Source organism: Mycobacterium sp. IEC1808, assembly GCF_002101935.1.
Taxonomy (GTDB): Bacteria; Actinomycetota; Actinomycetes; order Mycobacteriales; family Mycobacteriaceae; genus Mycobacterium.
This window is the reverse complement of record NZ_LQPV01000017.1, coordinates 96407-110509: the sequence shown is the minus strand read 5'-3', so window position 1 is coordinate 110509 and position 14103 is coordinate 96407. Positions and strand designations below refer to the sequence as shown.

General features: G+C 69.3%; 12 protein-coding genes. 10 read left to right on the top strand and 2 right to left on the bottom strand.

Going from position 1 to position 14103, the window contains the following annotated elements:
- Positions 1 to 49 precede the first annotated feature (49 nt).
- The 5 genes from AWB92_RS11130 to AWB92_RS11110 all read left to right on the top strand — a co-directional run bounded on the left by AWB92_RS11130 (position 50) and on the right by AWB92_RS11110 (position 6609).
- Positions 50 to 1024 carry a bifunctional riboflavin kinase/FAD synthetase gene (locus AWB92_RS11130; RefSeq protein WP_068185054.1) on the top strand — a complete coding sequence of 325 codons (975 nt, stop codon included), beginning with the start codon at positions 50 to 52 and terminating at the stop codon, positions 1022 to 1024.
- A gap of 307 nt (positions 1025 to 1331) precedes the next feature.
- Positions 1332 to 1601 carry a 30S ribosomal protein S15 gene (gene rpsO / locus AWB92_RS11125; protein ID WP_066928262.1) on the top strand — a complete coding sequence of 90 codons (270 nt, stop codon included), beginning with the start codon at positions 1332 to 1334 and terminating at the stop codon, positions 1599 to 1601.
- Between the two features lie 321 nt (positions 1602 to 1922).
- Positions 1923 to 4184, top strand: a complete 2262-nt coding sequence (locus tag AWB92_RS11120; protein WP_085185519.1) for a polyribonucleotide nucleotidyltransferase — start codon at positions 1923 to 1925, stop codon at positions 4182 to 4184.
- Positions 4165 to 5526 (top strand): pitrilysin family protein, encoded by a 1362-nt coding sequence (locus AWB92_RS11115; RefSeq protein WP_085185517.1) that lies wholly within the window; start codon positions 4165 to 4167, stop codon positions 5524 to 5526. The genes AWB92_RS11120 and AWB92_RS11115 overlap by 20 nt, the downstream gene beginning before the upstream one ends.
- A gap of 60 nt (positions 5527 to 5586) precedes the next feature.
- A complete protein-coding gene (locus AWB92_RS11110; RefSeq protein WP_068185061.1) occupies positions 5587 to 6609 on the top strand; it encodes a nitronate monooxygenase in 1023 nt (340 codons plus the stop codon).
- On the opposite strand, the gene ald is transcribed toward AWB92_RS11110, so the two are convergent.
- Positions 6550 to 7716, bottom strand: coding sequence for an alanine dehydrogenase (gene ald / locus AWB92_RS11105; protein WP_085185515.1), 1167 nt, complete (start codon positions 7714 to 7716; stop codon positions 6550 to 6552). The two genes, AWB92_RS11110 and ald, sit on opposite strands and share 60 nt — an antisense overlap.
- Positions 7717 to 7783: 67 nt before the next feature.
- Between ald and AWB92_RS11100 the strand changes: the two genes are divergently transcribed.
- From AWB92_RS11100 to AWB92_RS11080, 5 genes are read left to right on the top strand one after another with little or no spacing between them, the layout of a single operon-like run.
- Positions 7784 to 8299 carry an Lrp/AsnC family transcriptional regulator gene (locus AWB92_RS11100; RefSeq protein WP_068113396.1) on the top strand — a complete coding sequence of 172 codons (516 nt, stop codon included), beginning with the start codon at positions 7784 to 7786 and terminating at the stop codon, positions 8297 to 8299.
- Positions 8300 to 8314: 15 nt separating this feature from the next.
- Positions 8315 to 9775: an NAD(P)/FAD-dependent oxidoreductase gene (locus tag AWB92_RS11095; protein WP_085185513.1), complete on the top strand. Its 1461-nt coding sequence runs from the start codon at positions 8315 to 8317 to the stop codon at positions 9773 to 9775.
- A gap of 53 nt (positions 9776 to 9828) precedes the next feature.
- The gene (locus tag AWB92_RS11090) at positions 9829 to 10737 is read left to right on the top strand and encodes a metal-dependent hydrolase (protein WP_085185511.1); all 909 of its coding nucleotides are present in this window, start codon (positions 9829 to 9831) and stop codon (positions 10735 to 10737) included.
- A gap of 3 nt (positions 10738 to 10740) precedes the next feature.
- Complete coding sequence (locus AWB92_RS11085) at positions 10741 to 12501, top strand: SDR family oxidoreductase (protein WP_085185509.1); 1761 nt, start codon at positions 10741 to 10743, stop codon at positions 12499 to 12501.
- Between the two features lie 10 nt (positions 12502 to 12511).
- The gene (locus tag AWB92_RS11080; RefSeq protein ID WP_085185507.1) at positions 12512 to 13588 is read left to right on the top strand and encodes a PDR/VanB family oxidoreductase; all 1077 of its coding nucleotides are present in this window, start codon (positions 12512 to 12514) and stop codon (positions 13586 to 13588) included.
- On the opposite strand, the gene AWB92_RS11075 is transcribed toward AWB92_RS11080, so the two are convergent.
- Positions 13575 to 14087: a GNAT family N-acetyltransferase gene (locus AWB92_RS11075; RefSeq protein WP_068113383.1), complete on the bottom strand. Its 513-nt coding sequence runs from the start codon at positions 14085 to 14087 to the stop codon at positions 13575 to 13577. The two genes, AWB92_RS11080 and AWB92_RS11075, sit on opposite strands and share 14 nt — an antisense overlap.
- Positions 14088 to 14103 lie beyond the last annotated feature (16 nt).

Below are 14103 nucleotides of genomic sequence, written 5' to 3'. Positions count from 1 at the left end.
CGGGATCTCGTCACCCCATGTTCGCGCCCGGCATCGTAGGCTTGCCATCGTGCAGCGGTGGCGCGGCCAAGACGAGATTCCCACGGACTGGGGCAGATGCGTGGTCACCATCGGGGTGTTCGATGGTGTCCACCGCGGCCACGCCGAGCTGATCGCGCATGCGGTGAAGGCCGGCCGCGCGCGCAACGTGCCGACGGTGCTGATGACGTTCGACCCGCACCCGATGGAAGTGGTCTATCCCGGCAGCCACCCGGCGCAGCTGACGACGCTGACCCGGCGCGCGGAGCTGGTCGAGGAGCTTGGCATCGACGTCTTCCTGGTGATGCCGTTCACCACCGACTTCATGAAGCTCACCCCGGAGCGCTACGTCCACGAGCTGCTGGTGGAGAACCTGCACGTGGTCGAGGTCGTGGTCGGGGAGAACTTCACCTTCGGCAAGAAGGCCGCCGGCACCGTGGCCACCCTGCGCAAGGCCGGCGAACGGTTCGGCTTCGCCGTGGAGTCGATGTCGCTGCTGTCCGAGCACCACAGCAACGAGACCGTGACGTTCTCGTCCACCTACATCCGGTCCTGCGTCGACGCCGGCGACATGGTGGCGGCGACGGAGGCGCTGGGCCGCCCGCACCGCGTCGAGGGCGTCGTCGTCCGCGGCGAGGGTAGGGGCGCGGAGCTGGGCTTTCCCACCGCGAACGTGGCGCCCCCGATGCACTCGGCCATCCCGGCCGACGGCGTGTACGCGGCCTGGTTCACCGTGCTCGGACACGGGCCGGTGACGGGCACTGTCGTGCCGGGCGAGCGCTACCAGGCGGCGGTGTCCATCGGCACCAATCCCACGTTCTCGGGGCGCACCCGCACCGTGGAGGCGTTCGTCCTGGACACCGCTGCCGACCTGTACGGGCAGCACGTGGCCCTGGACTTCGTCGCGCGCATCCGCGGCCAGCGCAAGTTCGAGACGGTGAAGGGCCTCGTCGCCGCGATGGGTGACGACACCGAGCGGGCCCGCAACCTGCTGTCGGCGGGTTGATCTCTGTAGTCACATTTGCCACATCAGTCTCTGTGCGCGGCTGCGCCCTGTGCGCCCACCTCAAAGCGACAACGGCGCGTCGTCGGTGTCGTCTGTGGCCGTTGTCGCTGGAAGGCGGGCACACGCAGTGCTTTCCCGGCCAGGGACCAATGAGGCGAAAGTGAAGGATGCGGCGTCGGAGGTTCGTCGTTTGTGCCCCGGGGATGCGCCGCTGCTAAACTGCCTGACGACATCGGCGCGTGCTGCGGTTCGCGGTGGCCGCGCCGTGAATTCAAATGATCGCGGACCAATTGATGGAGATATTTTCGTGGCGCTTACAGCCGAGCAAAAAAAGGAGATCCTGACCTCCTACGGCCTGCACGAGACCGACACCGGGTCCCCGGAGGCCCAGGTCGCGTTGCTGACCAGGCGGATCGCCGATTTGACCGAGCACCTCAAGGTGCACAAGCACGACCACCACTCGCGGCGCGGATTGCTGCTGCTGGTGGGCCGGCGGCGCCGGCTGCTGAAGTACGTGTCCCAGATCGACGTGGAGCGCTACCGCTCGCTCGTCGAGCGCCTGGGCCTGCGTCGCTGACGCTGGCAAATCGCCAGTGGGGCTGGCCGGCCAAGTTCGCCCGTGTAGAGTAGGAGCGTTCTGGGCCGGTTCGGCCCGAGCAAACGGTGCGGTTTGCGCAGATCCGCGTAGGCCGTTCCAGCAAGTCACAAGGGAGCAGCCCGGTCTGCATCGGGCGGTCTTCGGTAGTGGCTGCCGGGCTCTCCGGATCTGGGGCAGGTCGGCCGCTTCGATCGATGGCCGTAGCCGCATTCAGACTTCTTCCTTTCAGGGAAGCTCTCGGGTTACTCGCGCGTGACGACGCGAAACAGCTCAATACCCAGAGAGGCCATACGGACACCCATGTCTGTAGCTGAAATTGAAGAAGGCGTGTACGAGGCGACCGCCACCATCGACAACGGGAGCTTCGGCACCCGCACCGTACGTTTCGAGACCGGTCGGTTGGCCCAGCAGGCCGCCGGCTCCGTGGTCGCTTACCTGGACGACGAGAACATGCTGCTCTCGGCGACCACCGCCAGCAAGAGCCCCAAGGAGCACTTCGACTTCTTCCCGCTCACCGTCGACGTCGAGGAGCGGATGTATGCCGCGGGCCGCATCCCCGGCTCGTTCTTCCGTCGTGAGGGCCGCCCGTCCACCGACGCGATCCTGACCTGCCGGCTCATCGACCGCCCGCTGCGCCCGTCGTTCGTCAACGGCCTGCGCAACGAGATCCAGGTCGTGGTGACGATCCTGAGCCTGGACCCCAACGACCTGTACGACGTGCTGGCGATCAACGCCGCGTCGGCCTCGACCCAGCTCGCCGGCCTGCCGTTCTCCGGCCCCGTCGGCGGTGTCCGGGTCGCGCTGATCGACGGCACCTGGGTCGCGTTCCCCACCGTCGAGCAGCTCGAGCGGGCCGTGTTCGACATGGTCGTCGCCGGCCGCAAGGTGGATGGTGACGTGGCGATCATGATGGTCGAGGCCGAGGCCACCGAGCACGTCATCGCGTTGGTCGAGGGCGGCGCCCAGGCGCCGACGGAAACCGTTGTGGCGCAAGGCCTGGAGGCGGCCAAGCCGTTCATCGCCGCGCTGTGTACCGCCCAGCAGGAGCTGGCCGACGCCGCCGCCAAGCCCACCGGCGAATACCCGGTGTTCCCCGACTACGGCGACGACGTGTACTACTCGGTCGCCTCGGTGGCCACCGACGAGCTGGCCGCCGCGCTGACCATCGGCGGCAAGGCCGAGCGCGACGCGCGCACCGACGAGCTGAAGGCCGAGGTGCTGCAGCGGCTGGCCGAAACCTACGAGGGCCGCGAAAAAGAGGTCAGCGCCGCGTTCCGCTCGCTGACCAAGAAGCTGGTCCGCCAGCGCATCCTGACCGACCACTTCCGCATCGACGGCCGCGGCATCACCGACATCCGTGCGCTGTCGGCCGAGGTCGCCGTCGTTCCGCGGGCGCACGGCAGCGCGCTGTTCGAGCGGGGCGAGACCCAAATCCTCGGGGTCACCACTCTCGACATGGTCAAGATGGCCCAGCAGATCGACTCGCTGGGACCGGAAACGTCCAAGCGCTACATGCACCATTACAACTTCCCGCCGTTCTCCACCGGCGAGACCGGCCGGGTCGGTTCGCCCAAGCGGCGCGAGATCGGGCACGGCGCGCTCGCCGAGCGGGCCCTGATCCCGGTGCTGCCCAGCGTCGAGGAATTCCCGTACGCCATCCGCCAGGTGTCCGAGGCGCTGGGCTCCAACGGCTCGACCTCGATGGGTTCCGTCTGCGCGTCTACCCTGGCGCTGCTCAACGCCGGTGTGCCGCTCAAGGCGCCGGTGGCCGGCATCGCGATGGGCCTGGTCTCCGACGACGTCGAAGTTGACGGCAACACCGAGCGTCGCTTCGTCACGCTGACCGACATCCTCGGCGCCGAGGACGCGTTCGGCGACATGGACTTTAAGTGCGCCGGCACCAAGGACTTCGTCACCGCGCTGCAGCTGGACACCAAGCTCGACGGCATCCCGTCGCAGGTGCTGGCCGGCGCGCTGGCGCAGGCCAAGGACGCGCGCCTGACCATCCTCGAGGTGATGGCCGAGGCCATCGACGCGCCCGACGAGATGAGCCCCTACGCGCCGCGGGTGACCACCATCAAGGTCCCGGTGGACAAGATCGGCGAGGTCATCGGCCCCAAGGGCAAGGTCATCAACGCCATCACCGAGGAGACCGGCGCGCAGATCTCCATCGAGGACGACGGCACCGTGTTCGTCGGGGCCACCGACGGCCCCTCGGCGCAGGCCGCGATCGACCGGATCAACGCCATCGCCAACCCGCAGCTGCCGACCGTGGGCGAGCGCTTCCTCGGAACCGTGGTCAAGACAACGGATTTCGGCGCGTTCGTGTCGTTGCTGCCCGGCCGCGACGGCCTGGTGCACATCTCCAAGCTCGGCAAGGGCAAGCGCATCGCGAAGGTCGAGGACGTCGTGAACGTCGGCGACAAGCTGCGGGTGGAGATCGCCGACATCGACAAGCGGGGCAAGATCTCCCTGGTCCTGGTGGCCGACGAGGACTCAGCGGAATCAGCGGAGACGCCGCCCGCCACGCCCGCACCGGCCGATGCCACCAGCTCCGTTTAGGAAGCCAGCACCGGCGTCCCTGCGTCGCGGCACGCAGATCGCCGAGGTGAGCGCCGACCACAAGGCCGTCCGCCGCACCACACTGCCGGGGGGCCTGCGCGTGGTCACCGAGCACCTGCCCGCGGTGCGCTCGGCCTCGGTCGGGGTGTGGGTCGGCGTCGGATCGCGCGACGAGGGCGCCACCGTGGCCGGGGCGGCGCACTTCCTCGAGCACCTGCTGTTCAAGTCGACCCCCACCCGCACGGCCGTCGACATCGCCCAGGCGATGGACGCCGTCGGGGGCGAGCTGAACGCGTTCACCGCCAGGGAGCACACCTGCTACTACGCGCACGTGCTCGACAGCGACCTGGAGCTGGCGATCGATCTGGTCGCAGACGTGGTGCTCAACGGCCGCTGCGCCGCGGCGGACGTGGAGCTGGAACGCGACGTCGTCCTCGAGGAGATCGCCATGCGCGACGACGACCCCGAGGACGCGCTGGGCGACATTTTCCTGTCGGCGCTCTTCGGTGACCACCCCGTGGGCCGACCCGTGATCGGCACCGCGCGTTCGGTTTCGGCGATGACGCGGGGCCAACTGCACTCGTTTCACGTGCGGCGCTACACCCCCGAACGGATGGTGGTCGCGGTCGCCGGCAACGTCGATCACGACCAGGTGGTCGCGTTGGTGCGCGAGCACTTCGGGCCGCACCTGATCCGCGGGCGGCAGCCGATCGCTCCCCGCAAGGGCGCCGGGCGGGTCACCGGAGCGCCCGGGCTGGCGCTGGTCAACCGGGATGCCGAGCAGACCCACGTGACGTTGGGCGTCCGCACCCCCGGCCGCAGCTGGGAGCATCGCTGGGCGCTGTCGGTGCTGCACACCGCGCTGGGCGGCGGCCTGAGCTCCAGGCTGTTTCAGGAGGTCCGCGAGCTGCGCGGCCTGGCCTATTCGGTCTACTCGGCGGTGGACATCTTCGCCGACAGCGGCTCGCTGTCCGTGTACGCCGCGTGCCTGCCCGAGCGTTTCACCGACGTCATGCGGGTCACCAGCGACGTCCTCGACGCGGTCGCGCGCGACGGGATCACCGAGGCGGAATGCCGCATCGCCAAGGGGTCCCTGCGCGGCGGGCTGGTCCTGGGGCTGGAGGACTCCGGCTCCCGCATGAGCCGCATCGGACGCAGCGAGCTGAATTACGGCAAACACCGCAGCATCGAACACACCCTGCAGCAGATCGATGCGGTGACCGTCGAGGAGGTCAACGCGGTGGCCCGCCGGCTGCTGGGCAAGCGCTACGGCGCCGCCGTTCTGGGCCCGTACGCGTCGAAACGATCGCTGCCCCAACAACTTCGGGCGATGGTATCTTAGGCCGCATGTCCGCCTCCTCACTCGCGCCGTGCCGGCGCTCGCCGTCAGCGAACTAACCGCATGGTCCTCGGCTTTTGGGATATCGCGGTGCCCATCGTGGGTGCGCCGATGGCCGGTGGTCCCGGGACCCCGGCGCTGGCCGCGGCGGTGTCCAACGCGGGCGGGCTCGGGTTCCTCCCCGGCGCGTACATCAGCGCCGAGCGGCTGGCCGAGGACATCGCCGCCGCGCGCGCCCTGACGACGGGCCCGCTCGGCGTGAACCTGTTGGTGCCCCAGCCCAGCGTCGCCGACTGGATCGCGCTGGACTACTACGCCGAGGAACTCGAAAACATCGCCGACCACTACCAGTGCGAGGTCGGCCGGCCCGAGTTCGGTGACGACGACGACTGGGAGCGCAAGCTCGAGGTGGTATCCGACGTCCACCCCGAGCTGGTCTCCTTCACCTTCGGTGTCCCGCCGCCGGACGTGATCCGGCGGCTCAGCGCGCAGGGGCTGTTGGTGATGGTCACGGTGACGTCGCCGTACGAGGCCGGGATCGCCGTCGCCGCGGGCGCGGACAGCCTGGTGGTCCAGGGGCCCGACGCGGGCGGGCACCGCGGCACCTTCGCGCCGGACATGGAACCGGGCACCGAGTCGCTGCACCAGCTGATCGATCGGATCCACCGGGCGCACCGCGACATCCCGATCATCGCGGCGGGCGGGCTGGGCACGGCCGAGGACGTCGCGGGCGTGCTGCGCCGGGGAGCGGTGGCCGCCCAGGTCGGCACCGCGCTGCTACTGTCCAACGAGGCCGGCACCAGCCAGGCCCATCGCACCGCCATGAAGAACCAGCTTTTCGGCAAGACCATCGTCTCGCGCGCGTTCTCGGGTCGGTATGCGCGCAGCCTGGAAAACGATTTCATCCGGCGCCTGGACACGGTCGCCCCGCTCGGTTACCCCGAGGTCAACCAGATGACCTTGCCGATCCGGGAAGCGGCCACCGAACGGGAAGACCCGGACGGGATGACCCTTTGGGCCGGAACGTCATTCGGTGATGCCCGACCGGGGCCGGTGGCCGACATCGTCGCCGGCCTCGACGTCTAGCAGGCTCGCCGGGTCGGTGTGGGGCAGGCCGAGGTCGGTGGCCACCCGCTCGGCCAGCAGCATCCCGTCGTGCGTCGAAAGGCCCTTGGCCAGAGCGGGATCCGACCGGCACGCCGCCCGCCAGCCGGCGTCGGCCAGCCTGAGCACGTACGGCATCGTCGCGTTGGTCAGCGCGACGGTCGACGTCTTGGGCACCGCGCTGGGCATGTTCGCCACGCAGTAGAACAGGGTGTCGTGCACGGCGAACGTCGGGTCGTCGTGCGTCGTGGGCCGGGAATCCTCGAAGCAGCCGCCCTGGTCGATGGAAATGTCCACCAGCACCGCCCCCGGCTTCATCTGCGCGACAAGGGAATTCGAGATCAGCGTCGGAGCCTTGGCGCCGGGCACCAGGACGGCGCCGATCACCAGGTCGGCCCGTTTGACGGCACCCTCGAGCTCGTAGGCCGACGAGTATCGGGTGCCGACGCGGCCCGCGAACTCCGCGTCCAGCAGCCGGAGCTTGGCGATGTTGACGTCGAACACCATGACGGTCGCACCCATGCCGCTCGCGACCCGGGCGGCGTTGTAACCGGCCGTGCCGGCCCCGATCACCACGACGTCGGCGGGCTTGACGCCCGGCACCCCGCCCATCAGCACGCCGCGCCCGCCCTTCGTGCGCATCAGGTGATAGGCGCCGACCTGAGCGGAGAGCCGTCCGGCGACCTCGCTCATCGGGGCCAGCAAGGGCAGCGCGCCGTCGGCGGTCTGGACCGTCTCGTAGGCGATCGAGGTCGCGCCGGCGGCCAACAGGGCGTCGGTGCAGGCGCGCGAGGCCGCCAGATGCAGGTACGTGAACAGCACCTGGCCGCGGCGCAGCAGCCCGTATTCGGCCGGTATCGGCTCCTTGACCTTGAGCAGCAGGTCGGTGTCGGCCCACACCTGTTCGGCGGCGCCGGCCAGGTCGGCGCCCGCGGCCTTGAACTCCGCGTCGGGGATCGCCGACCCTTCCCCGGCGCCGGACTGGACGAGGACTTCGTGGCCGCGGCGGGTCAATTCCGCGACACCGGCCGGAGTGATGGCCACCCTGAATTCGTTGGTCTTGGTCTCGGTGGGAATCCCGACGCGCATGCGTCAAGTGTGAAGAAAGTTCGAGAGCGCAGCAAACATGCTGATGATAATTCTGTAGACTCGTGTCGTGCCCGATCCATCTCCCGAACAGAAGGGCAGGGCCGCCGACCCGCCGAAGGATGTTCGACCCGCCCCGCTCGATGCGGTCGACCGCAAAATCCTGACCTTGCTGCACGCCGATGCGCGCATCACCAACAACGCGCTCGCCGAGGCGGTTGGAATCGCGCCGTCGACATGCCACGGCCGGGTTCGGCGGCTGGTGGACCTCGGCGTAATCCGCGGCTTCTACGCCGACGTGGATCCGGTCGCCGTCGGGCTGCCGCTGCAGGCGATGATCTCGGTCACCCTGCAGTCCAATGCGCGCGGCAAGATCCGCAGCTTCATCCAGCAGATCCGCACGCGGCGGCAGGTCATGGACGTCTATTTCCTCGCCGGCGCAGACGATTTCATCCTGCACGTCGCCGCCCGCGACACCGAGGACCTCCGCTCGTTCGTCGTCGAGAACCTCAACGCCGACGCCGACGTCGCGGGCACCCAGACGTCGCTGATTTTCGAACATCTTCGTGGTGCGGCACCGATTTAGCCTTATGATCGGCGGATGAAACGCGATCCCGCGGTAGCGATCGTGGGGGCCGGCATGTCCGGCTTGTGCGTGGCAATCGCGTTGCTGCGCAGCGGCATTCGCGACGTCACCATCTACGAGAAGGCCGACGAGGTGGGCGGCACCTGGCGGGAAAACACCTATCCGGGCCTGACCTGTGACGTGCCTTCGCGGGTGTACCAGTACACCTTCGCCACCAAGCCCGACTGGTCGCACATGTTCTCGCCCGGCGGCGAGATCCAGTCCTACTTCCGGGGAGTGGCCGACCAGTTCGGCCTGCGCAACCGGATCCGGTTCGGCACCGAAATCGTCGGCGCACGGTTCGAAAACGACCGCTGGGTGCTGCGCACGGACGCCGGCGAGGAATCGAGTGTCGACTTCCTGATCTCGGCGACCGGCGTGCTGCACCATCCCCGGATGCCGTCGATCGCCGGGCTGGACAACTTCGGCGGCCACGCCTTTCACTCGGCGCGCTGGGACCATTCGGTGGAGCTGTCGGGGCGGCGAATCGCGGTGATCGGCAACGGGTCCACGGGCGTGCAACTGGTCTGCGGGCTGGCCGGCGTGGCGGGCCGGGTGTTGCTGTTCCAGCGCACCGCGCAGTGGATCGTCCCGATGCCCAACCCGCAATACTCCAGGTTCGCCAGCCTCACCCACCGGGCCGTTCCCTGGCTCGACCGGTTCGCGTATCGGGCCTACAGCCTCATCTTCGACACCTTCGCCGTCGCGCTGACCAAGCCGGGACTGCGGCGAAAGGCGATGGGGGCGCTGTGCCGTGTCAGCCTGCGCCAGGTGCGCGATCCCGAGTTGCGCGCGGCGCTGACGCCCGATTACCAGCCGATGTGCAAGCGGCTGGTGGTGTCGGGCGGCTTCTACCGTGCGATGCAGCGCGACGACGTCGAGCTGGTCACCGCCGGCATCGACCACGTGGAGCGGCGGGGCATCGTGACCGAGGACGGCGAGCTGCACGAGGTGGACATCATCGTGCTGTGCACCGGGTTCGACACGCACGCGTTCTTCCGTCCGATGTGCCTGACCGGACGGGACGGCATCGCCGCCGACGACGTCTGGCGCGACGGGCCGCGGGCCTACCAAACGGTCGCGATGCCCGGTTTTCCCAACTTCTTCATGATGCTCGGCCCGCACAGCCCGGTGGGTAATCACTCACTCACCGCCGTCGCCGAACACCAGGCCGATCACATCCTCGGCTGGATCGAGCGTTGGCGCCGAGGCGAATTCGACACCATCGAGCCGACGGCCGCGGCGACCGAGCGCTACAACGCGCAGCTGCGCGCCGCGATGCCCGACACCGTGTGGACCACCGGCTGCAACAGCTGGTACCTGAACAAGGACGGGGTACCCGAGGTTTGGCCGTTCACGCCCGCCAAGCACCGCGCCATGCTGGCAAACGCCGATCCCGCACAGTACGACCTGCGTCGCTGCGTCGCGGCAGGATAAACCCGGTACCGGCGGTTTCGCATAGCTGGGGCGCGTCACTATACTTGCCTGCGATGTTCACCGTCGACGACCAGGCCGCGGGTCCGCATGACGCGTCGCTCGACCACGAACGCCTGGTCCTCGAGGCGCGCGACGTGGATTTCGACTGGGCCGAGCTGCCTTTCCACTACGTGCCCGGCGAGCCGTTCGCGACCCACGTCCTCAACGTCCTGCACCTGCTGCTGCCCGCCGGCGAGGAATTTTTCGTCGACGTGTTCAAGCAGGCGTTGCCGTTGATCAAGGACGACCAGCTGCGCCTTGACGTGCAGGGCTTCATCGGCCAGGAGGCCATGCACTCGCAGGCGCACTCGAAGGTGCTCGCCCACTTCGCCGCGCAGGGCGTCGACCTCACCCCGTATACCGACCAGATCAGGTGGCTGTTCGACAAGCTGCTCGGCCCGAAGCCGGGGTGGGGCCGGCGACGGCGGCACAGCTGGCTGCTGGAGCAGGTTTCGATCGTGTCGGCGGTCGAGCACTACACCGCCATCCTGGGCGAGTGGGTGCTCGGCGCGCCCGCCCACGATGCCATCGGCACCGACCCGGTGATGCTGGACATGCTGCGCTGGCACGGCGCCGAGGAAGTCGAGCACAAGGCCGTCGCCTTCGACACCATGAAGCACCTGCGCGCCGGCTATCTGCGACGGGTGCGCGCCCAACTGGTCGTGACGCCGGCCATGCTGTTGTTCTGGGTCCGCGGGGTCCGCTTCCTGTACTCGGTGGACCCGCACCTGCCGCCGGGAACCAAGCCGCACTGGTGGGAGTACATCCGCGCGGCGCGCCGGGGTTTGGTGCCCGGGCCGCTGCGCTTCGTGCGGGTGGTCGCCGACTACTACCGGCCGGGTTTCCACCCGTCCCAGCTGGGCGGGCTGGAGGCGGCCGTCGACTACCTGGCGCTGTCGCCCGCTGCGCGGGCGTCGCACTGACCCATGGCCGAGACCTCGAGCGTCACCGCCTCCGACGGCGTCGCCTTGGCGGTGCACCGCTACACCGAGATCGACGCGGCGCGCCCCACCATCCTCGCGATTCACGGCTGGCCCGACAACCACCACCTCTGGGACGGCGTGGCGCACGAGTTCGACGAGCGCTACGCCGGCCGCTACAACGTGGTGGCCTACGACGTCCGCGGCGCCGGCGAATCATCGCGTCCCGCAAAACGATCCGGCTACGCCTTTGCGCAGCTGGTGTCCGACATCGGCACGGTGATCGACAGCCTCGGTGTCGGGCCGGTGCACCTGCTGGCCCACGACTGGGGTTCGATCCAGGCCTGGGCGGGGATCACCGACGACTCGGTGATGGCCAAAGTCGCGTCGTTCACGTCGATTGCGGGCCCGCACCTGCGCTACGCGGGCAGATTCCTGCGCTCGGCGCGAACCCCGCGGGCCGTCGGCCAGGTCGCCAGACAGCTGCTGGGATCGATCTACATCGCGTTCTTCCTGTGTCCCGGCGTGCCGGAGCTGGCGTTCCACTCGCGGCTGGGCGTGAAAGTCCATGAGGCCCTTGAGCGCATCGGCCGGACGAGCACGCGCAGCCGCCGCGAGCGGCCGCCGCGGTCCATCGCCGACTACGTCAACGGGCTGGGCCTGTACCGCGCCAACATGCCCGGGCCGATGCTGCGGCCCGGCCCGGAGCTGCCGAAGACCACCGTCGCCGTGCAGACCCTGGTGCCGCGCAAGGACATCTTCGTGACGCCCGCGGTGCAACGGTTCACCGGCGCGATTCCCGAAGAGGGGCGGGTGATTCCGATCGAGGGCGGCCACTGGGTGGTGACGTCGCGCCCCGAGGTGATCGCCCGGCTGACCGCCGAGTGGGTCGACCACACCGTCAGCGGCGCCGCCGCCGGTTCGGTGGTGCGAGGCGGACCGCGCGAGGTCGGCGGCAAGCTGGCGCTGGTCACCGGGGCGGGCGCGGGCATCGGCCGGGCCACCGCGGTGGAGCTGGCCCGGCGCGGCGCCCGCAAGGTGCTGATCGTCGACCGCGACCTGGCCGCCGCCAACGACAGCGCGGACGCCGTGCGCGCGGCGTGCGCCGAGGCGGCGGTGTACCAGGTCGACGTCAGCGACGAGTCCGCGATGAACGACCTTGCCGCGCAAGTGCTTAACGAGCACGGTGTGGTCGACATCCTGGTGAACAACGCCGGCATCGGAATGGCGGGCCGGTTCCTGGAGACAAGCTCGGCGAACTGGGACGACATCCTGGGCGTCAACGTCCGCGGCGTCATCTCCGGCAGCAGGGCGTTCGCCGCGCAGATGGTCGAGCGCGGCGAGGGCGGCACGATCGTCAACGTGGCGTCGGCGGCGGCGTTCATCCCGTCGAAATCCATGGTCGCCTACGGCACCACCAAGGCGGCGGTGCTGGCGTTCAGCGAATCGCTGCGGGCCGACCTCGCCGACGAGGGCATCTCCGTCACGGCCGTATGTCCGGGATTCGTCAACACCAACATTGCCAAGAGCACCGTCTACGCCGGCATGACCGCCGAACAACAGGAGCGCGCCCGGGAGAAGGCCGACGCGGCGTACCGGCGCCGCAACTACACGCCGGAGGCCGTGGCCAAGGCGATCGTCCGGGCCGTCGAGACCGGCCCCGCCGTGCTGCCGATCGCCGCCGAATCCCGGATCGGCTACGCGCTGCGCCGCATCAGCCCGTCGGCGCTCCGCCTGTTCGCCCGCTACGACATCCGGCAGAGTTAGGGATTCCGCCGTGCCCGAGAGCATTTGGGGAAGCAGGCCGGTCGACCTGTACGGTCGGCGCGACCGCGACCGCCTCGGCACGATGCTGTGGGGCGTGCGCCTGTGCTTCGGCGGATTCGCCGCGGTCTCGCGGTGGCAGCCGTCGCGGGTGAAGCCGGTGCCGCGGGCCCTGCGCGCGGTGATCACCAAGCGCGAACTCGTCGCGCCCGACGTCGTCGCGCTGACGCTGGCCGACCCGGACGGCGGATTGCTCCCATCGTGGACACCGGGCGGGCACATCGACGTGCAGTTGCCCTCGGGCAGGCGCCGGCAGTACTCGCTGTGCGGACCGCCCGGGCGCCGCACCGACTACCGCATCGCCGTGCGCCGGATCGCCGACGGCGGAGGCGGTTCCATCGAGATGCACGACGCCTTCGCGGTGGGGGACACGTTGGTGTTCGAGGGCCCGCGCAACGCCTTTTACCTCGGCACCGCCGAACGCGACGTGCTGTTCGTCATCGGCGGCATCGGGGTGACGCCCATCCTGCCGATGATGAAGGCGGCGTCACAGCGCGGAATCGATTGGCGCGCAATCTATGCCGGAAGAAGCCGCGAGTACATGCCATTCCTGGACGAGGTCTCCTCGCTGGCCGGGGACCGGCTGACGGTCTGGGCCGACGACGAGCACGGCCGCTTCGCGGGTGTCGACGACCTGCTGGTCGGCGCCGGCCCGACGACGGCGGTGTACGTCTGCGGGCCGACGCCCATGCTGGAGGCGGTGCGCGTGGCGCGAAACGAATTCGCCGACGCGCCCTTGCATTACGAGCGATTCAGCCCGCCGCCGGTGGTCGACGGGGTGCCGTTCGAGCTGGAGCTGGCGCGCTCGGGGCGAGTGCTCAGCGTGCCGGTGAATCGTTCGGCGCTCGACGTCATGCGTGATCTGGATCCGACCACCCCGTACTCGTGCCAGCAGGGCTTCTGCGGGACGTGCAAGGTCAAAGTGCTTGACGGGCAGGTCGATCACCGCGGCCGCGTGGCCGTCGGCGACGACGAAATGGTGGTCTGCGTGTCGCGGGCCAGCGGCGATCGTCTGGTCATCGACGCGTAAGCCGGTAGCCCACGTGGGCCACCTTGATGCCGGGCAGCGGTTCCCAGTCGAGGGTGCGGCCGTCGACGCGAAAGTTATTCTTCTCGTAGAAGCGGCGCGCCTTGTCGTTTCGCACCGCGGCCCACAGGATGACGTCGCCGGACGGGTGCGCGCTCAGGATTTCGTCGAGCAGGCGGCGGCCGATGCCGTGCCGCTGGCTTTCGTCCGCGATGTACAGCGCGTCGATCTGGACGGCGCCCCGTTCGTCGGGGTCCGGCCCGAAGATGGCGACGCCCAGCGTCCGGCCACCGGACTCGGCGACCCACATCCGCCAGCCGTCGCGGTTCAGCGTGTGGGGATAGATCTCGGCCACCCAGCGCTTCGGCGGACCCAGGATGTCGAGCAGCGGCGGCGTGAGTATTCCGTCCCAGGACCGCCGCCAAACCGGATAGTGCATCTCCGCGACGTCGGCGAAATCGTCGGGCGTGGCTTCGCGGATCCGGATGTCGAGGGCCTCCACACGTCAAGGCTAAGGG

Bases quoted from the DNA above. Each gene is read 5' to 3' on its own strand.
- AWB92_RS11120 (WP_085185519.1), top strand. From the start codon at position 1,923: ATGTCTGTAGCTGAAATTGAAGAAGGCGTGTACGAGGCGACCGCCACC.
- AWB92_RS11115 (WP_085185517.1), top strand. From the start codon at position 4,165: ATGCCACCAGCTCCGTTTAGGAAGCCAGCACCGGCGTCCCTGCGTCGC.
- AWB92_RS11110 (WP_068185061.1), top strand. From the start codon at position 5,587: ATGGTCCTCGGCTTTTGGGATATCGCGGTGCCCATCGTGGGTGCGCCG.
- ald (WP_085185515.1), bottom strand. From the start codon at position 7,716: ATGCGCGTCGGGATTCCCACCGAGACCAAGACCAACGAATTCAGGGTG.
- AWB92_RS11095 (WP_085185513.1), top strand. From the start codon at position 8,315: ATGAAACGCGATCCCGCGGTAGCGATCGTGGGGGCCGGCATGTCCGGC.
- AWB92_RS11090 (WP_085185511.1), top strand. From the start codon at position 9,829: ATGTTCACCGTCGACGACCAGGCCGCGGGTCCGCATGACGCGTCGCTC.
- AWB92_RS11085 (WP_085185509.1), top strand. From the start codon at position 10,741: ATGGCCGAGACCTCGAGCGTCACCGCCTCCGACGGCGTCGCCTTGGCG.